Origin of the sequence: Pelagicoccus sp. SDUM812003, assembly GCF_031127815.1 — a bacterium.
Taxonomy (GTDB): domain Bacteria; phylum Verrucomicrobiota; class Verrucomicrobiia; order Opitutales; family Opitutaceae; genus Pelagicoccus.
In genome coordinates, this window is record NZ_JARXHY010000014.1 from 75,457 (window position 1) to 95,315 (window position 19,859).

The 19,859-nt window shown below is 58.4% G+C and carries 15 protein-coding genes; 6 read left to right on the top strand and 9 right to left on the bottom strand.

Features of this window, described 5'->3' with window-relative positions; all coding sequences use genetic code 11:
* Nucleotides 1–182 precede the first annotated feature (182 nt).
* The 3 genes from QEH54_RS17390 to QEH54_RS17400 are packed head-to-tail and all read left to right on the top strand — an operon-like array spanning nt 183 to nt 8,661.
* Nucleotides 183–6,599, top strand: a complete 6,417-nt coding sequence (locus QEH54_RS17390) for a DUF1800 family protein (protein ID WP_309019977.1) — start codon at nt 183–185, stop codon at nt 6,597–6,599.
* A gap of 6 nt (nt 6,600–6,605) precedes the next feature.
* Complete coding sequence (locus tag QEH54_RS17395) at nt 6,606–8,006, top strand: DUF1501 domain-containing protein (protein WP_309019978.1); 1,401 nt, start codon at nt 6,606–6,608, stop codon at nt 8,004–8,006.
* A gap of 46 nt (nt 8,007–8,052) precedes the next feature.
* Nucleotides 8,053–8,661: a hypothetical protein gene (locus tag QEH54_RS17400; protein WP_309019979.1), complete on the top strand. Its 609-nt coding sequence runs from the start codon at nt 8,053–8,055 to the stop codon at nt 8,659–8,661.
* Between the two features lie 35 nt (nt 8,662–8,696).
* On the opposite strand, the gene QEH54_RS17405 is transcribed toward QEH54_RS17400, so the two are convergent.
* From QEH54_RS17405 to miaA, 5 genes are all read right to left on the bottom strand, one after another.
* Nucleotides 8,697–10,091, bottom strand: a complete 1,395-nt coding sequence (locus QEH54_RS17405; protein WP_309019980.1) for a sigma-54 dependent transcriptional regulator — start codon at nt 10,089–10,091, stop codon at nt 8,697–8,699.
* Between the two features lie 54 nt (nt 10,092–10,145).
* Nucleotides 10,146–11,105 (bottom strand): hypothetical protein, encoded by a 960-nt coding sequence (locus QEH54_RS17410; protein ID WP_309019981.1) that lies wholly within the window; start codon nt 11,103–11,105, stop codon nt 10,146–10,148.
* 131 nt (nt 11,106–11,236) lie between these two features.
* Nucleotides 11,237–12,103, bottom strand: a complete 867-nt coding sequence (locus tag QEH54_RS17415; protein ID WP_309019982.1) for a 50S ribosomal protein L11 methyltransferase — start codon at nt 12,101–12,103, stop codon at nt 11,237–11,239.
* A gap of 50 nt (nt 12,104–12,153) precedes the next feature.
* A complete protein-coding gene (locus QEH54_RS17420) occupies nt 12,154–12,675 on the bottom strand; it encodes a hypothetical protein (RefSeq protein ID WP_309019983.1) in 522 nt (173 codons plus the stop codon).
* Between the two features lie 79 nt (nt 12,676–12,754).
* Nucleotides 12,755–13,714 carry a tRNA (adenosine(37)-N6)-dimethylallyltransferase MiaA gene (miaA, locus tag QEH54_RS17425; protein WP_309019984.1) on the bottom strand — a complete coding sequence of 320 codons (960 nt, stop codon included), beginning with the start codon at nt 13,712–13,714 and terminating at the stop codon, nt 12,755–12,757.
* Nucleotides 13,715–13,851: 137 nt separating this feature from the next.
* Between miaA and QEH54_RS17430 the strand changes: the two genes are divergently transcribed.
* From QEH54_RS17430 to QEH54_RS17440, 3 genes are all read left to right on the top strand, one after another.
* Nucleotides 13,852–14,712, top strand: coding sequence for a UDP-2,3-diacylglucosamine diphosphatase (locus tag QEH54_RS17430; RefSeq protein WP_309019985.1), 861 nt, complete (start codon nt 13,852–13,854; stop codon nt 14,710–14,712).
* 192 nt (nt 14,713–14,904) lie between these two features.
* Entirely contained in the window at nt 14,905–15,834 is a 930-nt protein-coding gene (locus QEH54_RS17435) for a mechanosensitive ion channel family protein (protein ID WP_309019986.1), read from the top strand.
* Nucleotides 15,835–15,846: 12 nt separating this feature from the next.
* Nucleotides 15,847–16,026 carry a YqaE/Pmp3 family membrane protein gene (locus tag QEH54_RS17440; protein WP_309019987.1) on the top strand — a complete coding sequence of 60 codons (180 nt, stop codon included), beginning with the start codon at nt 15,847–15,849 and terminating at the stop codon, nt 16,024–16,026.
* A gap of 127 nt (nt 16,027–16,153) precedes the next feature.
* On the opposite strand, the gene QEH54_RS17445 is transcribed toward QEH54_RS17440, so the two are convergent.
* From QEH54_RS17445 to QEH54_RS17460, 4 genes are read right to left on the bottom strand one after another with little or no spacing between them, the layout of a single operon-like run.
* Nucleotides 16,154–16,831 carry a hypothetical protein gene (locus tag QEH54_RS17445; protein ID WP_309019988.1) on the bottom strand — a complete coding sequence of 226 codons (678 nt, stop codon included), beginning with the start codon at nt 16,829–16,831 and terminating at the stop codon, nt 16,154–16,156.
* Nucleotides 16,832–16,835: 4 nt separating this feature from the next.
* Entirely contained in the window at nt 16,836–17,858 is a 1,023-nt protein-coding gene (gene floA, locus QEH54_RS17450; RefSeq protein WP_309019989.1) for a flotillin-like protein FloA, read from the bottom strand.
* A gap of 2 nt (nt 17,859–17,860) precedes the next feature.
* Nucleotides 17,861–18,325 carry an NfeD family protein gene (locus tag QEH54_RS17455; RefSeq protein WP_309019990.1) on the bottom strand — a complete coding sequence of 155 codons (465 nt, stop codon included), beginning with the start codon at nt 18,323–18,325 and terminating at the stop codon, nt 17,861–17,863.
* Nucleotides 18,322–19,806: an NfeD family protein gene (locus QEH54_RS17460; RefSeq protein WP_309019991.1), complete on the bottom strand. Its 1,485-nt coding sequence runs from the start codon at nt 19,804–19,806 to the stop codon at nt 18,322–18,324. The genes QEH54_RS17455 and QEH54_RS17460 overlap by 4 nt, the downstream gene beginning before the upstream one ends.
* Nucleotides 19,807–19,859 lie beyond the last annotated feature (53 nt).

Consider the following 19,859-nt stretch of genomic DNA (forward strand, 5'->3'; position numbering starts at 1 on the left):
CCTATCAGTTTCCCTGTATCTAATATTTGATTACTTAATACCCGCCTTTCCCGTTGATTCGCCTCAGGCATCCCCTGATATCAGGCTCAGGTCTCATCCAACTCTTCATCCAACTTGAGCTCCCTCGCCTGTCGTAGCGCTGGGCCGCCTCATTCCAGAATCCAACTCCAACTCTAGCCTAAATGAGCGTTACTCTAGCCATTCTTAGACGCTTTCCGAGCGTCGCTTTCCTAGCCGTCCTATCAGTCGGTCTGGCAACGCCTCCGGTCTTGGCGCAGCAATCTGGCGTGCTGCGCGAGGTATGGACCAATCTCAGCGGTTCGGACATCGATCACCTCCTCGAAAGCCCCAACTACCCCTCTTCTCCAACGATCAGGGATGTTCTGCCTGGCTTCTCAGCGCCACCCAACTTTGCGGACAGCTACGGGACGCGCCTTCGGGCCTACCTGACGCCGAGCGTGAGCGGCGACTACCATTTCTGGATCGCTGGCGACGATCGCTGCGCCCTGTATTTCGGAGAAGAGGGAACAGCTAGCAGCGCTGAACTCGTCGCCTACGTTCCGGGGCACACCGGCGCGAGCGAGTGGGAAAAGTATCAGGAGCAGCGTTCCGGCCCCCTTCCGCTCATCGCCGGCCGGACCTACTACCTCGAAGCGCTTCATAAGGAGGGCAGCGGCGGAGACCGTGTCTCGGTTCACTGGGAACGCATCAACGGCTTCGAACGAAGCCCCATTCCCAGCGCCATGCTTGCTCCCTACGAACAGGCACCCGATTTCGATCCAGAACGAACACTGTATCTGGAAGCTGGAGACGATCGGGAAATCTATCTCCCTCGCGAAAGCGTACAACTCGATGGCAGCCTATTCGCCAAGGGACTCTCATCCGAAGAGGCGTCGATCGCGTGGACGCAGATCGAGGGGAGTTCCGTAGATATCCAAGACGCGAATACGCTGGCTCCTACCATTAGCTCCACTTCGCCCGGCAGCGTGACCTTGCAGCTTTCCGTATCAGCGAACGGAGAAACGCGAACGGACCAGCTAACCGTGACCACACATCAAGCGTTGGCGACGGGAACTGGGACGTTTACCCAGGAAATCTGGCTCGGCATTGGCGGCGGCCAGATTGAAGACCTCGTCGACTCGAATGACTATCCAACCCGACCGCACTTGATTCGCGAGACCGATACGCTCACTGGCCCTCGCCACTGGGGCGATCTCTACGGCGTGCGCACAAGAGGCAGAATCACGCCTCCGAAAACCGGAGACTACACCTTCTACGTCATGGGCGACGACGCGACCGCTCTTTTCATCAGCTCCGACCGCACCGAAGAAAACGTGGAGCTAGTGGCGTTCACTCCAGAACGCACTTCGGAAAACACCTGGACCCAATTCCCCGAACAGGCATCCGCCCCTATTCGCCTCGAAAAAGGCAAGCAATACTACCTGGAGCTTCTTTATGTCGACAAATGGGGTGGCGACTACCACGGAGCGGCCTGGAGCATCGACGGAGGCCCGATCCAGCTCCTTGCTGGCGAGTTCTTCATTTCCGAATCGATCGAACAAACGGATACGCCACCGTTTGAGGACGCAGGCAGCTTTGCTGTGGAAGCGGGCCCGAACCAATCGCTCTACCTTCCGGACAGTGAAACGAAGCTCAATGGGGCGGCCCATCGCATCAGCCAATCTCCTGAGATTGAATCCGTGGAGTGGATACAAGTTTCAGGGCCTAGCGCCATCCTAAGCAGTCCGAATTCCAACGAGACCGCTGTCACGCTCTCCACTCCTGGCGAATACGTATTCGAATTCTCGGGTACCATGGCTGAAGAAACGGCCCGCGATCGCGTCACGGTTTCCTTAAACGCGCCCCTTTCCGAAAATACCGGAAAATTCACCCGTGAAGTATGGCTCGATCTAAAAGGATCCTCAGTTGACGACCTGCTGACTTCGCCACGGTATCCAGATCATCCCGACATCGTAGACCAGCTGACGAGCTTGACCGGCCCCAAGAACTGGGAAGACCGCTTTGGCGTTCGGGCGAGCGGCTACCTGATCCCAACTCGCACGGGTCCTTACACTTTCTACCTGTCGGCTGACGAGTCCGCGACGCTCAAGCTCTCTCCGGACAACTCGCGGGAAAACGCCGTTCAGATCGCCTCTTCATCACGCCGCAACGAAGGCGACTACCGAGACGAAAACCAGATCTCGGACCCCATACAACTCGTGGCCAATCAGCGCTACTACATCGAGGTCCTGCACAAGGAGGAGTGGGGAAACGACCATTTCCAAGTCGAGTGGAGCTTTGGCGAAGAGAACGCTCCGACGCCCGTCGGAGGCGGTCAGATTGAACCCTTCGAGCCAAACCGGGAAACGTTTGATCCAGATCTGGCGGAGTACGCCTACGCGGGCCGAGATCGGCACTACTACTTGCCCACCTCTCAAATCGAGCTGCAAGGAGAGATTCTCGTCGTGGGCGAGAGAGACTACTATCATACCGCAGAATGGACCTACATCGGCGACATTCCCGGCGTGGAACTGATCGATCCGAAGGGCGTTTCGGCCAAGGCGAATCTGCCCGGAGCCGGCTCTTACTCGTTCCGCCTCACCTTGCGGACCGAAAGCGGCATCCACTACGATGACGTATCCATTATCATACTACCTCCACTTAGCGAGGAAACCGGAGGTCTTCTCCGCTCCGTCTGGCTCAACGTGGACGGCTCAAGCGTCAGCGAGATGATGATGGATGGCACGCTACTCGACCCGCCGAGCTTCGAGGACATCCTTCCGAAATCCGAGACGCCCGTCGACTGGACTGACGCGTACGCGACTCGCCTCTTGGGCTACATCCATCCGCCCGCCAGCGGAGACTATCAGTTCTGGATCGCGGCGGACGATATGGCCCAGCTTCGCATCAGCTCTAGCGAGGACCCTGAAGCGAGCGTGCTCGTGGCTGAACTGATGCGATCGGTCGGTCACCGTCAGTGGGATCGCTACGAGGAACAGGCCAGCGCCCCCATTCCACTGGAGGCGGGCAAGAGATACTTCGTCGAAGCCCTGCAAAAGGAGTCTCGCTACAGCGACAACCTTTCCATCGCGTGGAGCGGGCCTGGTCTCAACCAGCGAGAGGTGATCACCGCTGGCTACCTCTCGCCCGCCTACGAGGCCGCGCCCTTTCCCGAGCACATTCTCGTTTTGGCGGGGAATGACCAGACGCTGCGCTGGCCAGAAAATGAGATCGGACTCCTCGCTCGCGTCTACGACCATGTCGAGGGTCCCGAGGCGCTGACCTACTCATGGAGCTCAGATCGCCCTGGCGTCGAGTTCGCGTTTCCTGACGCCGTGTCATCAAGCGCGTCCTTCTCGGGACCAGGGGCGTATACGCTAACGCTTTCCGTCACCGATGGACAGCATACAGCTAGCGACAGCCTGCACGTCACCGTCGAACAGCCGATCTCCGAAACCGCCGGCTCCATCACTCGCGAGGTTTGGCTGGAGACGCCGGGCTACCGAATTGGAGACCTACTGGAGGATCCGCATTTTCCAGACCTTCCCCATATCGTGGATACACTTGAAACATTCGAGATCCCGGTCAATTGGGCTGACGACTACGGAACGCGCGTTCGCGGGTATCTGATTCCTCCGGTCTCCGGAAGCTACGTTTTCTACGCGGCCGCCAATGACAGAGCCCGCGTATCCATCAACACCAGCAGCGAGAGCTTCGCTGGATTGGAGCCGATCATCGATATTCAAGGCCACACCAGTTACCGTCGTTGGGACCAGCGCGAAGATCAGGCGTCAGCTCCGATCCAGTTGGTAGCGGGTCAAGCCTACCCGATCGAGTTGCTTCACAAGGAAGGAAGCAACGAAGACTACGCGTCCCTCGCCTGGAAGCGCCCCGGCTCCTCCGAAATCGAAATCATTTCCGGCGCCTACCTCGCCCCATCCCGACACGCTCCCGCGTTGCAGGAGGGTTTGATCGTGATCGCTCCGGAGGACATCTCTCAGCGCTGGCCGCAAAATATCGTCGACCTGCACGGCATCGCATTCGACACCGAGTTCGGACCCGAGGCCGTGACCACCCGTTGGGAGCAGGAAAGCGGTCCGGGCGAGGTTACCTTCAGCGTTGCCGGAAGCCTGGATACAGATGCCCATTTCTCCGAAGCTGGCGTGTATCAGCTTCGACTCTACGCTACCGACGGAGAGAACGAGGCCTACGACACCTTTAAGGTTACGATAGAAGAACCGCTTTCCTCCAAGGCAGGCGCCGCGACGCGTTCGATCTTCACGAACATCTCAGGCGATCGCGTTATCGACATGGTGAATAGCGAAGCCTTTCCGACCGAACCTGAATCAACCGGCCCCATCAATCAACTGGATACACAGACCGGCGAATCCGATCACTTCGGCACGCTGGTGACCGGCTATCTCCACCCGCCGGCAAGCGGAAGCTACCGTTTTAGCATCACCGGTGATGACTGGGCGGAACTCTGGCTCAGCTCGAGCGACAGCCCTCGAGAGAAAACCCTGATCTGCTTTACTCCACGCTCAACCGATCCCTACGAATGGGACAAGTATCCAGAATACCAGACATCCGCTGAAATCGATTTGGAAGCGGGCAAACGCTACTACCTGGAGATCCGCCACAAGGAGCATAACTGGCGCGACCACTTTTCCGTCGCTTGGCTTCGTCCCGACGAGGAGGAAATGTCTATCATTCAGGGAGCCTACCTCTCTCCGACCGACGAAAGCGACTTGGCGATCATTCCTGAAATCCGCTTAACGGGCGGGCTAGTCACCACTCTAAACGTTGGCGAGGAATACGTCGACGCTGGCTTCAAGGCCATCGACAATTTCGGAAATGACATAAGCGACCGGGTGGTCGTATCCAACTCTGTTGATACAAGCAAAGCAGGCAGCTATTCCGTACGTTTCCAAGTCATCAATCCCGTCACCGGCTTCGCCGAGACAGTAGTGCGTACCGTAAACGTTGTAGTGCCCGAAAGCTTGCCCGCGACGTACCCAGATCCGACAACACGTCCCCCAATGCTGGTGGAATGGGAAGAGCCGGAGAGTCTATCCCCCCAGCAGGCGGCTCGTTTTCTCGAGCAAGCCAGCTTCGGTCCCACCAAGGCCGAGATCGCCCGCGTACAGGATATAGGAATAGAAGCGTGGATTGACGAACAGCTTTCGATCCCGGCCTCCCTGCACGCTGAGTCCATGTTCGCCATCAAGCCAGTTCTCGACGAACTTGGCTACGACGACTACAACAGCGAGCGATTGGCCACTTGGTGGACCCAAGCAATCACCGGCCCTGATCAGCTGCGACAAAGAGTGGCTTTCGCTCTCAGTGAAATCATGGTGGTCTCCGACGGGCACAGTTTCACCCGGGACGGTCGAGCGGTGGCGAACTACTACGATATCCTCGTTCGCAACGCTCTGGGCGACTACGAAACGCTTCTCAAAGAGGTCACGCTCAACCCGATCATGGGCATGTACCTGACCATGCTTAGAAGCGACAAGTCGTCTCCAGATGAAAACTACGCCCGAGAAGTGATGCAGCTCTTCTCCATTGGGCTCGTTATGCTCAACCCCGACGGATCCTCTCTGCGAGACGCCTATGGTCGCGAAATCCCAACCTATGACCAGCGCGTCATTCTCGAGCTTTCGCGAGCATTCACCGGATGGACCTACGCTGGGTCGAAGAATTTTCACTACACTCATCATGGCGAGACCGACCTTTTCTCTCCGATGGTCGCCTACGACGAACACCATGACTCTGGTCGCAAGGAGCTCATGGGGGGATTCATCCTGCCCGAGGGGCTCAGTCCACGGGAAGACCTGATGCGAGCCATCGCACATATCGCCGATCATCCAAACGTCGGGCCATTCATCGCTCGTCGGCTTATTCAGCGACTCGTCACCAGCAATCCCAGCCCCGCCTACATCTATCGCGTGGCAAGCGTTTTCAACGACGACGGAAGCGGAACGCGCGGAAACCTAGGCGCAGTAGTAAAGGCCATCCTGATGGATCCAGAGGCACGCGAACCCGACAACCACGCGAGCGGGCTATTCGGAAAAGCCCGCGAGCCGATCATAAAGCTGACCCAATTGCTGCGAGCATTCGAAGCGCCGAGCTCCGGCAACTCGCCTGTACTCGGTCGCTACCCGATCGACAGCGTATCCACCGCGTTTGGACAATCGCCTCTTCAAGCGCCAAGCGTATTCAACTTCTTCGATCCCGACTACGCTCCGCCCGGAGAAATCATGGACCAGGGCCATTTGGCTCCGGAGTTCGGCATCATCACCGAGCTCACAACAGTCGATACCGCGAACTTCCTTCATCGGGTGATCGATCGAGGAACGCCGACCTGGTGGCGCTACTCAGCAAGTATCCATCCAAACCTGACAACTCTAATAGCCAACGCCCGCGACTCCAACCTCATACTCGACGAAATCGACCTGCTCCTCATGGCAGGATCCATGAGCCCGGAAACGCGATCCATCATAAAAACTGCCATCGACACCATGGAAGATCCGGAAGAGCGCGTCGAAAGCGCCATCAAGCTCATTCTCAGCAGTCCGGAATACTCCATCCAAAAGTAGATCGCCATGAATCCAAATACGAAAGACATCAACCACATCAATCGCCGCTCCTTCATACGCCTATCGGCCTGCGCAGCGGTAGGTACTTCCAGCCTCTTCTCCACTCTTTTCAACCTGAGACAGCTCAACGCCGCCACTACTGAAACCAACGGCGAAGCAGACGACTACAAAGCCATCGTCTGCATTTTTCTCTACGGCGGAAACGACGCCAACAACCTCCTGGTCCCGACGGATCAAGCCACCTACAGCCTCTACGCCGCGGGACGCGAGCAGCTGGCACTCGCTCGAGAATCGCTGCTGCCACTGAACGCCCTGAACTCCGATGGGCGCAGCTTCGGTATCCATCCTTCCATGACAGGATGTCATGAGCTCTTCAACAATGGGAGCTTGGCCCTCGTGGCGAACGTGGGCACCCTTCTGGCTCCCGCCACCCTGTCGGATTTCCGGAACCGCACCGCAGCCATCCCAGACCACCTTTTCTCCCACAGCGACCAGCAGGTCTTGTGGCAGACTTCCGTAAATGAAAACGCAGCCATCGATCCGACGGGATGGGGAGGTCGGATCGCGGATTTGCTTCATGCCCGGCACAACGATTCCAGCATTTCGATGCTGGTCTCGCTGTCCGGCTCGAATTTCTTCCAAGTGGGCGACACCTTGCTCCCCTTCCGTACCGACAGTCGGGGATCGAGCACCTACGACATTCTCAACGGCTGGGACCAGCATGCGACCACTCGCGCCGAAGGCTTCCGCAGCCTTTTGGAAAAGGACTACGCCCACGTCATGGAGAGGGCCTTCGCGGATATTTCAAACACCGCTATCAAGAACGCCGACACCTTCAACGCCGCCATCGAAAACGCCAGCGATTTCGAAATGATCCCCGACTCCGGTTTGGGCAATCAGCTTCGCATGGTGGCGAAACTGATCCAATCTCGCCAGGCTCTCGGCCAGAAACGCCAAGTCTTCTTCGTCGCCACCGGCGGTTTCGACACGCACGGTCCGCAACTGGGCGCCCACGCCGGTCTGCTGGGCGGGCTGGACTCGGCCATCAAAGGCTTTCACGACGCCCTCGCCTCCATCGAAGCGGAGGACAAGGTCACCTCGTTCACCGCATCGGATTTCGGCCGGACCTTCGACACCAACGGCCGCGGCTCGGATCATGGTTGGGGCAGTCACCACATCGTGATGGGCGGGGCGGTCAAAGGGCAGAACATTTACGGACAGTTCCCAGACATCCAAATGGGCAGCGACCAGGACACCGGACGCGGACGCTGGCTACCCACCACGTCGGTCGATCAATACGGGGCCACCATGGCCCGTTGGTTCGGAGTGCCGGAATCGGAGCTCGCCACGGTTTTTCCGAATATCGGAAACTTCGGCTCCAGCGACCTGGGCTTCATGAATTCCTAGCGAGAGCGTCTACTCATTTCTTCACTGGAGCATCCAAACCACCCCTATGCCTGCTGTTACTTCGAAAAAGCCGTTCCTCGCTGCCGGGCTGACCTTAGCCCTGGCAGCGGGGATCGGATTGGGACTCTATCTAGGCCAATCAGGATCGGAAGGCGGTAGCGAACGCTCCGCCTTCTTTCCCGCCGACAAGAAGGAGATCGAAACGATCCTAAATATCCCAAAACCCAAAGCTCCAAAAAGTGAATACACCGTCGCTCGATCCGATCGAAACGCGAGCGAAACCGCCTCTTCGAGCATAGACGCCCTTGACGGGTTAAACGATCCGCGAACCAGCATTCGAAGCGACATTCGCCTGCTGGACCACCTGATGGCTCAGACCCATACCGTGTTCCACGAGCTACCGATCGGGGACAATCGCGAAATCACGGCCTTTCTGCAAGGCGACAACCCTCGCGGAATCGAGTACCTTTCAGAGAGTGATCCCAGCGTAAACACAGACGGAGAAATCGTCGACCGCTGGGGCACCCCCTTCTTCTTCCATGCTCTCAGTCGCCATCAGATGGAAATTCGTTCAGCGGGGCCGGACAAGCTCCATTGGAGCGAGGACGACATCGTGAGCGAAACCGTGGAAAGCCAGTCACTGGCGCGATTCTAGATCGAGAAACGCCAAAGGGCTTTCCTAAACCATCCTCACCCTTTCTTGCTCTTCCGGTAGCGGATGTAGTCTCGTTGCACCCCTAATCGTCGCGCCGCTTTGGATACATTTCCACCGCACTGCTCGATCGCCAGATCGATGAGGCGATCTATCGCGTTCTCCAGCGAAAAGCCTTGCTCCGGCACGCTCCAACCGCTCGCGAGCCAATCCTCTTCTTCGCGATGCGACGACTCGATAGAGCTCGGCGCCATGGATACAAACTCCAGCGACTCCGGCACGCCCAAAATCAACGCTCGCTCGATCTCGTGCTCCAGCTCCCGCACGTTGCCAGGCCAGTCGTAGTCTCGAATCCAAGCGAGGCAACGCTTGGAAAAGGCAGCTCCGCTGTACCCATATTTTCGTGACAGCTTTTCCAGCAAATGCTCCGCCATGCGTACGGTATCTTCTCCTCGCGATCGAAGCGGGGGAATGGTGAACTGCAAAAGGTTCAGGCGATGATACAGATCTTCGCGAAACTCCCCTTTTTCGACCAGATCCTTCAATGGGCGATTCGACGCGGCGATGAGGCGTACGTTTATCTCCACTTCTTTCGAGCTCCCCACTTTTCGGATACGTCCTTCCTCTATGGCAGTCAGCGCCTTGGCCTGCAGTGAACTCGATAAGCTGGCGATTTCGTCTAGAAAGAGCGTGCCTCCATCCGCCGCTTCGAACAAGCCGATGCGGGTTTGCTTGGCATCGGTGAAGGCCCCCTTCTCGTGCCCGAAGAGCTCCGACTCCGCCAGCTGCTCGGGCAAAGCGGCGCAATTCACCACTACCAGCTCCTTGTCGTGGCGCGAGCCATTGGCATGCAGCCAGCGAGCCACGCTGGTCTTCCCGGTGCCGGTTTCTCCTTCGATCAAGATCGGCGGCAGTTTGTCGCTCAGACGACGGTCCGCCTCGATGACCCTCTCCAACTGGGCGCGAAAGCTCTCCAAGGCATCGCCAAAAAAAAGCCCTTGCTCGTCGCTCGGAATATCCGTTTCCCGCTTGCGATGCGTCTTTAGGCGTTGGTCGCGGCGACTCGTTTCCGCGCGGGCCAAGACCAACGGGATCTCCTGCGGATCGAAGGGTTTGGAAAGGTAGTCGCTGGCCCCGCGTCGCATCGCCTCCACCGCCACATCAACGCCTCCATCGGCCGTCATGATCACTATCGGGATATCGCCCTGCTCGCGGGCCCGCTCGATAAGGTCCAGGCCTAGGCCATCCGGCAGATTCACGTCCGCCAGCACGTAGTCGAGTGGAAGGTTTTCCAACGCGTTGCGCCCCTCTGCCAGCGTGCCCACTCCCGTGCAAGCCGCGCCCCGCTTCTCCAGAAACGCCACCAGACGCTTGCGCAGCAAGGCCTCGTCTTCGACGATTAGAATTTCGCGACCACTCAAAAAGGTGCCCATGCCCCTAGCAAGCCAGCGGGCCCTTAAGAGGCAAGACCAAGATCCCGCGCAAGCTTACTCCGCGCTCGGGTAGGCGAATCGCTCGGCCAAACGCGGCTCGCTTCGCTCCACTTGGTCATCGCCCCACAACCGGTTTCGAACCGTCACCCGGCCCTCAAGCAATGCCAGCTGATGGGGCGCGTTGGCTCTCATCGTTGCCTCTACAGCCGCTTTGTCGGAGTACGTTTTCAGCGTCTCGGTCTGTCCGTCCGCATCGACTTCGACCACATAGCGAACGCGCTTTCCTTCCCCTGGTCCGATTGGACTATCCGCGAAGTCGCGGCGATTCGGGAACCGAGTTATGGGAACGGAACACAGGTGAGAGCTCCCCTGACTGGAGAAACGTTTGCCGGCAAAGCTGTGATCGTACCAGAAATCGACCGAGCCAACTCGCAGATTTTCCTTGGCGGAAAACCACACGCGCACCACGCCCTCCGGCAGGGGAATCGAAACCTCGAGACTGCCGGAGACGGATCCTGCCTCCAAGCGCAGTTCGATGACTCTATTTTCCCGTTCGAGCATAGCTGCCGATACCGACGCGGGCTGTAGAGCCACGCCGTAAGTTCCAAAAATCAATCGGTTCAAACGAGACCCGAACGGCTCCACCCTCGCCCCCACTTCGAAGCACTGGCTCAAGGTCTCTTCCGACAGCAAGCGAATCAAGGTAGCATCGGAAACCATCACGGTGGCGGAATACGTGAAATCGTTCTCTTCCGCCTCCGCGGCCCGATTTCGGGATTCGAAGTCGGCCTGCATCTCATCCGCCCGCACCCGCTTGAGCTCCTCATCATCGAAATAGCTCATCTTGAGCTCCACTTCCCACGCTTCCTGCGGGCTTCTGTCATAGTCTGCGGATACAAGAGGTTCGGCTTGCAGAAACGCCACGGGATCCTCCTGCAGGCCCGGACCAAGCAACGAAAGGATCAGGAAGGACGCAAAAACAGCAATCAAAAGGGCGAGGGGCAACTTTCTCATGAGGAGGATCGACGACGGATTCAAGAGTGGGATCGTCGAAGCCTTTCGTTCGATCCGGTGGTTATCAACGCAAAAGCGACGTCTCCGCTTCCCCTAAAATCCGAGCGGCCCCGCAGGCGAGGCGCCTCGCCCTAGGCTTGAAGCGTCACGCTTGTCCACTCGCCCAGCTCGTGAAGCTCGATCGATTTCCAATCGCGCAGCGGAGCGAAGGCGTTTTTCACGGATTCCGCCTCCTTGCCCAGGATCCCGCTCAGGATCAAGGTCCCCCCCTCCGCAACGGTCGGGGCGATTCGCTCGCGAAACTCGATCAGCACCACCGCGAGAATGTTCGCGATCACCACACCGTAAGGCTGCTGTGGGAAGCCGCTTTCCAGATCGTCTACCGTAAAAGGGATCTCCGGCGTCTCGTTGAGCTCCCCGTTTTCGATCGCGATGCGCACCGCATCCGGATCATTGTCGAAACCAGTCACCGAAGCAAAGCCAAGCTTGCGGGCAGAGATGGCGAGAATGCCTGAACCGCAGCCGGCATCGACAACCGTGGCGGCGCTGACCGCGGAGCTGCCAAGGCGCTCGCGCGCTTCGATCAAGCGTTCCACGCACAGCCGCGTCGTCTCGTGGTTGCCCGTTCCGAAGGCCATGCCCGGATCGAGCCAGACCGCTTCATGTCCGACCGGTAGCGTGTATTCGTCTTTCAACCACACTGGCACCCAATGAATGGGCCCAATCGACCACGGCTTGAAATGCTCCTTGTAGCTATCCTTCCAGTCGGAGTCCTTCAGCTCCCTAAGTATCGGCTTCGCCTTCACTTCGGAGATGGCGGAGAGCTCCTCCCAGGCCTCGTTCGCTTCGGCTTGCGATTCGAAGATGCCTTGAGCGCGATAACCCTTGCTCTCGAAGTCCTCGAAAAGATTCCAACGCGTGGCGTCTTCGATCTCGAAAACGGCCTCCTCCAGGATGGCGAATTCCTCCGCGGTGACGTGTATAGTGATTTCGATCATACCAGCGAGCGACTGTCGTCTAGACGTTTCGTATTGTATCTATTTTTCAACTACTGAGCCAACGGCCCCTTCTTGAATACGGACGCTCCGATCAAGCCGCCCAGCGATCCCAAGGCAAGCGAGCCCAGGCCCACGATGACGAAGCACACTCCCAGCATCGAGGGGATGTTGTCCACCACCATAAGCTTTTCGAGGACTTCCACCGCTTCTGGCTGGCCCGATTCGTAGGCGTCCTGGACCGCCTCCTCTCGGATAGGAGCGATATCCTCCTCCGTCAATTGCATGGCCTGATAGGAAAAAAGCCCAAATGCCGGCAGCATGCCCAGAAAAGCCGCCATGGCCCCGATCTTCACTCCCTGGAATCCGGCGATGGTGATCTTGTGCCGCTTGGCGAAATGCCCCACCGCAGCCAAGCCTCCGAGCAAATAGTGCCCCAAGAGCAAAACGTAGCTGAACGGCACGAGCCCCAGCAACAGAGTCACCAAGGCGCCAATCAGAATCGACTTCTTCTTTGAACAGGTATCGAGATCGACGATCTCCACTTCGTTTTCGTTGTCCGTCAAATCGCTCATTTCTTTGGTAAACTGACTAGCTTTGTCCTGCTTCGAAGCATGGCGAGTAAATTTGACCGGTACTCCCAGGTGGACCGGTTCATCCCTCGAAGAGCGTCGAGACCTCGAGCGGCGTTTCATCGACCCGTCGGTGGATCGCGCCTGGCGGCAGCTGACCGCGAAACCACGTGCGCTGCTTCTTGGCGAGCCGGCGGGTGTTCACGATGAGCTTTTCCACCATCTCCTGGCGATCGTATTCGCCTTTTAGATACCCAATCGTTTCGCGATAGCCGATGGAGCGGCTGGCGCTGGGATTGCGCTCGATGCCCCGCTGCAGCAGGAGCTCGACCTCCTTCAGCAGTCCCGCCTGGAGCATTAGGTGGACGCGCTGCTCGATTCGGCGATTCAAGCTCTCAGTATCGCGCTCGAGTATCACCACCCTCTTTTCCGCATCAATCAGGGGGTTGCGAAGGGACCGAAACGACTGCTTCAGCTGCAGCAGCGTCCGACCTGACTGCAAACAGCGTTCCAGAGCCTTGCTGACGCGACGCGGATTTCGTTCGTCCAATCCATCGAGTCCCTCGGGATTCCGCCGGCGCAGCTCCTCCACCGCCCGCTCCAGCCCCGACTCCATCACGTCCGCCACCTGGCGCGAAATCGCCTCGGTGACTTCCACCTCGTCGACCACTGGAGCGAGAAAGGCCTTCAGGTAGAAGCCGCTGCCCCCCGTGATCAGGGCCTTGCGCCCACGCGACTGGATTTCCCGGATGGACTCGATAGCCAGCTCCACGAATCGCCCCACATCCATGGGTTCGCTCGGCTCGAGAATGTCGATCAGGTGGTGAGGCACCCGGGCTCGTTCCTCGGCAGTCGGCTTAGCCGTGCCAATATCCATGCCTCGGTAGAAAAGCAGCGAGTCGCAGGACACGATCTCCGCGTCGTTGGCCTCCGCCCATTGCAGCGAGAGCTCCGTCTTGCCCACCGCCGTGCAACCCGAGAGGCAAAAAAACGGATCCAGACGCACCGCTTTTTTACGTTTTGACTGTGTAGAATCGTCCATTTGTGACCTTCACGCAACTCCACAGTTACGAGGCAGTTACATCTTGGGCTAGGAAAAACAATTGACTCGCGGGCTAGAGCGACAGCCTTTTTATCATAAGAGCAAAGCTCCCGCCCCCCTCCAGCCGGATGCAATGCATGAAGAAGCCACCGCTCAAATACAAGTCGATCTTCATATCGGACGTTCACCTTGGCACCCTCAATTGCAAGGTGAAGGAAGTGCTGCACTTTCTGAAAAACACGCGCTGCGATCGGCTTGTGCTCAACGGCGACATCATCGATGGCTGGCAGCTGGGCCGCGGAAGCCGTTGGACCAAGGACCACACGAAATTTGTGAGGTGGGTGCTCAAAAAGGTGGAGAAGAAGCAGCAGGAGGTCATCTACCTGCGCGGGAACCATGACGATATCCTGAGCCGCTTCCTGCCCTTGCAATTTTCCACGGTATCCATCGTGGAGGACTACATTCACGAAACGCCCAACGGCCGCTATCTGGTGCTGCACGGCGACATCTTCGACACCGTGACGAAGAATTTCACCTTCCTGGCCCATCTCGGCGACTGGGGCTACAAGATGCTGATGAACATCAACCGCTGGTACAACAAGTACCGAGCATGGCGAGGGAAGGACTACCACTCCCTCTCCAAGGCGATCAAAGCCAAGGTAAAGAAAGCGGTTAACTTCATTTCGGATTTCGAGGAAAAGCTGGCCAAGCTCGCCGAATCCAGAGGCTGCGTCGGCGTGATCTGCGGGCACATCCACACTCCCGCAGACAAGATGTTCGGCGATTTGCACTACCTCAACTCCGGAGACTGGGTGGAATCGCTCTCCGCCATCGTGGAGCACCATGACGGACGCTTCGAGCTGGTCCACTTCGCCGATTTCGCCCTCGAATACCCGATGAAAAGCGAGGACCCCAACGCCGATGACGGTGGCTCCGAAGAGGACGCCTACCCGATCGAAATCGTCACCCAGGCCCTGTCCGAAAAAAGCAGCGCCTAGCGGTTAGCAGCTGGCTTCCCGCCACCCTCAGGCTATCGGACAACGGGATCGCGAACTAATTCACGATCGCCTCAAACGCCTATGTCGAAGCGGTTTAGGATCGCTATCGACACTTTTTTTACCATATTTGGCCCTATCGTCCAGAGTCCCAAGGCTCTGTCATCAGCTAACCACGTCACACGAATACCAACCATGTTAGGTCACCTAATCCTTCCTCTCGCTCAGGCCGCCACGCCTGACGCCGCAACCGAAGAATCCGCCGATATCATCGTGAAAGCGCAGGAAACCTCTCAGCAGGTCATCGACTACCTGATCGCTTTCGCCACCAGCTACGGGATGAATATCATCGGAGCCATCATCATTCTGGTGATCGGCTCGATGGTCTCCAAGTTCGTCAGCAAACGCGTCGAAGGCTTCATCCTAAAATCGCCCAGCACTGACAGCTCGATCGCAGCCATCGCTCGCAAGGTGAGCTATGCCGGCTTGATGACCATCGTCATCATCATCGTGCTCGGCAAGTTCGGGGTGGAAACCGCCAGCCTCATCGCAGTGCTCGGTACCGCCGGTCTGGCCATCGGTCTAGCCTTGCAAGGCACGCTGAGCAACATAGCGGCGGGCGTAATGATCCTCATCCTCAAGCCGTTCAAGGCGGGGAATGCCGTCAAGATCGCCGGCGGAGACGTCTACCTGGTCGATCAGATCGGACTCTTCGTGACGCACGCCCACCAGCCCGACTGCCCGCGGGTCATGATTCCCAACTCCAAGATCTGGGGCAATATCATCGTCAATTTCTCCGACACCGATCAAGGCCTGCGCCGCTTCGACATTCCTTTTGGCATTTCCTATGGCGACGATATCAATGCAGCCCTTGAAATCCTCGAAAAGCTCGCCGCCGACGATCCTCGCGTGAAGACGGACCCAGCGCCCTTCATCAAGGTCGATAGCCTAGGCGACTCGTCGGTCAACATTCTCTTCCGCGTCTACACCGCGGCATCCGACTGGTGGCCGGCCAAGCTCGAGCTCACCAAGGCTGGCAAGGAAGCCCTGGAAGCAGGCGGCCTCACCATCCCATTCCCGCAGCAGGACGTTTACATGCACCAGGTGTCCGAATCGAAATCCTAGGCTGCCTAGCGGATGGACGACAAAGTTCTCAAGGTCATCCTGGCGATCCTACTCGCCCCGGTGGCGGTCTTCATTCAGGTCGGGGCCACCAAGCACCTTTGGATCAATCTGGTTCTTCTGGTGCTCACCTTCGGCACCGCCTCCATGGTACACGCCCTCTGGCTGGTGCTGACGGACCAGAAACCGTCGTAAGAAACGGCACGAGCCGAATCGTTTTATCACATGAAAAAGCCGCAGCGACTCGCTGCGGCTTTTTTTTGGTTCATCCGCAAAATGCGGAAGAACCTTTTTTTTCGAAATGGAAAAACTCGCCCTTCGCTCAGCGAAGACCAACCGGCGTATCCAGAATCTCCTTCAGCACGATCGCCTTCTTGAGCGAGTCAGCACCCTTCAAATCCTGAGCGAGCTGCCCCCTTAGCGTGCTAACCGGCAAAGCGACCTCGCGACGCCAAACATCGCGCCTGCCAGCAGCCTTCGACTTTTCCTGAGCTTGCGCCCGCAGACGCTTCGCTTGCTCCAGCTTGTCCTGAATCTGGCGGCGCTGCTTCTCGTATTCGTCCTCGAGCGAATCGATGCTTGAAACGGCCTCTTCGGCGGCTTGGAAGACCGGTTCCGGCCTCACCGGTCTCTCCGCCTCGCTCCGCTCCTCTCTGCGCCGAAGCTCCTCGGCGGCCCGACGTTCCTGCGCTTCGCGTTGACGACGCTCGGCCAGGCGTTCGTGCACCGGGCGCTCAGGGACAAACGGATCGTACGGTTCCGGCTCCCACTGTTCGGCAGGCTCTGGACGACCGGTCGACTGGCCCTCCTTCTCGCCTCCCTTTTGCTGGCGCTCCAGGATCTTGCGACGAATTTCCTCCTGGATACGACGCGCCCTTTCCGCAGCTTCGGGATCCTGCTCTTCCTCCTCCTCGCCCCGGCTTCTCAGCGCGGAAATCAGGTAGAAGACGAAAATCGCCAGGGGAGCGAGCTTGCCTAGATTGTCAAACAGCCAGTCCATCTAGCTACTTGGCGTCCTTCTCGCTTTCGCCCTTGCCGGATATGGAATCGCGCATGCGCGTGTCGGACTCCACATTCTTCATCTTGTAGTAGTCCATGATGCCCAGATTTCCACTGCGGAAAGCCTCCGCCATGGCGAGCGGCACCTGAGCCTCCGCTTCCACCACCTTAGCCCGCATCTCCTGCACTCTCGCTTGCATTTCCTGCTCCAGAGCCACCGCCGCGGCGCGACGGATTTCCGCTTGGGCCTGAGCCATGTTCTTGTTCGCTTCGGCCTGGGCCTCCTGCAGCATGGCCCCAACGTTCTGGCCCACATCCACGTCGGCGATGTCGATGGAGAGGATCTCAAACGCGGTACCCACATCCAAGCCACGATCCAAGACCACGCGTGAAATGCTGTCCGGACTTTCCAGAACCGTCTTGTAGCTATCGGCCGAACCGATGGTGGTCACGATGCCCTCCCCAACGCGGGCGATGATGGTTTCCTCCTTGGCTCCCCCGACGAATCGGTCGAGATTGGTGCGGACCGTCACGCGAGCTTTGGCTTTCACTTGTATTCCATCTTTGGCGACACCATCGATGGTCTTCTTCGGACCGTCCTGACTTGGGCAATCGATCACTTTCGGGTCGACCGAGGTGCGAACCGCTTCCACGACCGACTTCTCCGAGCCCTTCGTCGCCAGGTCGATGGCGCAGGCTCGCTCCCAATCCAGACTGATGCCCGCCTTCTTGGCAGCGATGATCGCCTGTACCGTGGGCAGCAGGTTGCCCCCTGCCAAGTAGTGAGCTTCGAGCTGGCCCTCGTGAAGATCGATCCCTGCCTTCACGGCAGTGATTTTCGCGTCGACTACCGCGTTGTAGGGCACGCCTCGCAAACGCATCGCCACCAGAGTGGCGAAGCCCACAGTCGCTCGCGCCAACACCGCTTTCAGCCAGGTCTGGAAGAAGGATAATAGATAGAAGAAGACGACGAGACCGATCAGGCCTACGACCGCCAAAGCGATTGTGATCATTGTATTGCTTATCATAGTCAAATTTTGGATACGGTTACTTTGAACTGATCGACTGAGTCGATGCGTACTTTTTGTCCTTTATTCAGAAAACCACTACGCGAACAGGCCTCGAGCTTGCGGCCGTCCACCACGATTTGGCCGGACGGCGCCAGCGCGGTGACCGCGCGACCCGTCGCCCCGATCAACTCGCTCTGACCCACATCCGGCTGACTCCTCCCGGAAACGCGGTCCTCGAGAAACAGCCGCTTCCCCACCTTGGTCTTGGGCAGAATCTTGTACTCCACGAACAAGCAAAGCACAACTCCCACCACGCTGACCAGAAAGGCGATCAAGGCCCCGTCCACCCCGAATTCGCGGTAGGCGAGCCAGATGCCGAACAGCAGGCTCGCCCCACCAAAGAGCCCCACGATGCCACCTGGAATGAAGATTTCCAACATGATGAGGGCGAAGCCCAGCACCAGCAGTCCCACGATCACGCTCATGAGCGGGCCTCCTCCACGACGTAGGCGAAATCCTCGCGACGAAGCACCTTGACCCGAGCTCCGCGCCGTATGGAGCCGGTCTCGCAGCGCGCATCGAAACGCCGGCCCTCGAACTCGATTTCTCCCGAGGGATGCAGATCGGAGACCGCCCTGGCCAAGCTGCCGTTCAGCGGCGACGGCGACGTCCCGAGGTCTGGCGACTCAGGAACGCGGGCATCGCCGACCACAGCCTCCTTCAACACCAGACGGTCCCAGATGAAGGTTTTCGGCAGGAAGCGGGCCAGTATGAGAATCATCACAATCCCAAGCAAGGAACCGCCCAGCAGGTTTCGGATCGGCTCTTCGAACATCGCCCACTCCCACTGATAGTCAGGCGTGTTGGCCGGCCAGATGTCCGCCATAGCCCAAATAAGGCTCGCGATCATGATCACGAAGCCGGGAATCGCGAAAAACAAGGTGCCCGGGGCTACGAATACCTCGAGCGACAGCAGCAAAATGCCCAGCAGGAAGAGCAACATGGGCTCGTGACCGGACAGTCCCGCCACGTTGTGGCCGAATATGGCCACCAGAAAGCAGATCACTCCAGTGATGCCGAACACGCCAAATCCGGGCGACTGAAACTCGATGTAGACCGTGATGAACGCCACCGCCAAGAGAAACGGGGCCAGACTCACGATGAACTCCGCCAGGTTGAGCGACCATGTCGCCTGGAAGCGGGTGATCTGCGGCTCCTTTCCCCCTGCCAGGCTTCTCAGCAACGGATCCAGTTCATCCACGATGCCAGATCCCAGCAGCGGAGACGGTGGGTCTCCGTACTCCATATGGGCTCGCTTGGCGTTTAGATTCAGCAGCTCGCCCTCCGGGCAAATCACTTCGTCGCCGATCTTCAGCTCGAAATCGGGGTCCATCATGGCGCGAATGACCTCGCTGCGGTACGGATACTCGCCGGTATACGCCTCCATCTTCGCGTTGAGGTAGGACATGAGCTTACGTTTCATAGAATCGTTGATATCCTCGCCCTGCCCCGTCACCGGCTCCGCGCTCCCCATAGTGGCCTTGGGAGCGAAATAGATCTGCTGCGTGACCGACGCGATGATGGCCCCCGCGGAAGTCGCCTCGTCGTTGACATAGGTCAGCGTCTTTCCCGGGAAGCGATCCAGCACCTCCATGATTTCCAAAGTCGAATCGAGCCGTCCGCCAGGCGTGTCCATGTCCAGCACCACGTAGTCGTACTCCTCCTCGATAGCGGTCTTCACTCCACCGCGAATAGCGAAAAGCGTCGGCTGCCCGATCGGTCCCTGCACTGGGATCACGTAGAAGCGGCTCTGCGCAGCGGCTCGGGGAGCTTCAACCGACTCGGCCTGGACCGGCTCCGCCGCGCTTTCGGCGGGCGTCTGCTCGACCTCCTGAGCACGGATGAAAAGCGGGGACGACCAAGCGACGAGGAAGGCGCTCAACAGGGTAAGGCAACGATTTGTCATCGGAAGGATCAGGCTGTTCTATCTGCCAACGAAAATCAAGACTCACCCATTGC

Coding starts and splice junctions, on each gene's coding strand:
- QEH54_RS17390 (WP_309019977.1), top strand. CDS start 183: ATGAGCGTTACTCTAGCCATTCTTAGACGCTTTCCGAGCGTCGCTTTC.
- QEH54_RS17395 (WP_309019978.1), top strand. CDS start 6,606: ATGAATCCAAATACGAAAGACATCAACCACATCAATCGCCGCTCCTTC.
- QEH54_RS17400 (WP_309019979.1), top strand. CDS start 8,053: ATGCCTGCTGTTACTTCGAAAAAGCCGTTCCTCGCTGCCGGGCTGACC.
- QEH54_RS17405 (WP_309019980.1), bottom strand. CDS start 10,091: ATGGGCACCTTTTTGAGTGGTCGCGAAATTCTAATCGTCGAAGACGAG.
- QEH54_RS17410 (WP_309019981.1), bottom strand. CDS start 11,105: ATGAGAAAGTTGCCCCTCGCCCTTTTGATTGCTGTTTTTGCGTCCTTC.
- QEH54_RS17415 (WP_309019982.1), bottom strand. CDS start 12,103: ATGATCGAAATCACTATACACGTCACCGCGGAGGAATTCGCCATCCTG.
- QEH54_RS17420 (WP_309019983.1), bottom strand. CDS start 12,675: ATGAGCGATTTGACGGACAACGAAAACGAAGTGGAGATCGTCGATCTC.
- miaA (WP_309019984.1), bottom strand. CDS start 13,714: ATGGACGATTCTACACAGTCAAAACGTAAAAAAGCGGTGCGTCTGGAT.
- QEH54_RS17430 (WP_309019985.1), top strand. CDS start 13,852: ATGAAGAAGCCACCGCTCAAATACAAGTCGATCTTCATATCGGACGTT.
- QEH54_RS17435 (WP_309019986.1), top strand. CDS start 14,905: ATGTTAGGTCACCTAATCCTTCCTCTCGCTCAGGCCGCCACGCCTGAC.
- QEH54_RS17440 (WP_309019987.1), top strand. CDS start 15,847: ATGGACGACAAAGTTCTCAAGGTCATCCTGGCGATCCTACTCGCCCCG.
- QEH54_RS17445 (WP_309019988.1), bottom strand. CDS start 16,831: ATGGACTGGCTGTTTGACAATCTAGGCAAGCTCGCTCCCCTGGCGATT.
- floA (WP_309019989.1), bottom strand. CDS start 17,858: ATGATAAGCAATACAATGATCACAATCGCTTTGGCGGTCGTAGGCCTG.
- QEH54_RS17455 (WP_309019990.1), bottom strand. CDS start 18,325: ATGAGCGTGATCGTGGGACTGCTGGTGCTGGGCTTCGCCCTCATCATG.
- QEH54_RS17460 (WP_309019991.1), bottom strand. CDS start 19,806: ATGACAAATCGTTGCCTTACCCTGTTGAGCGCCTTCCTCGTCGCTTGG.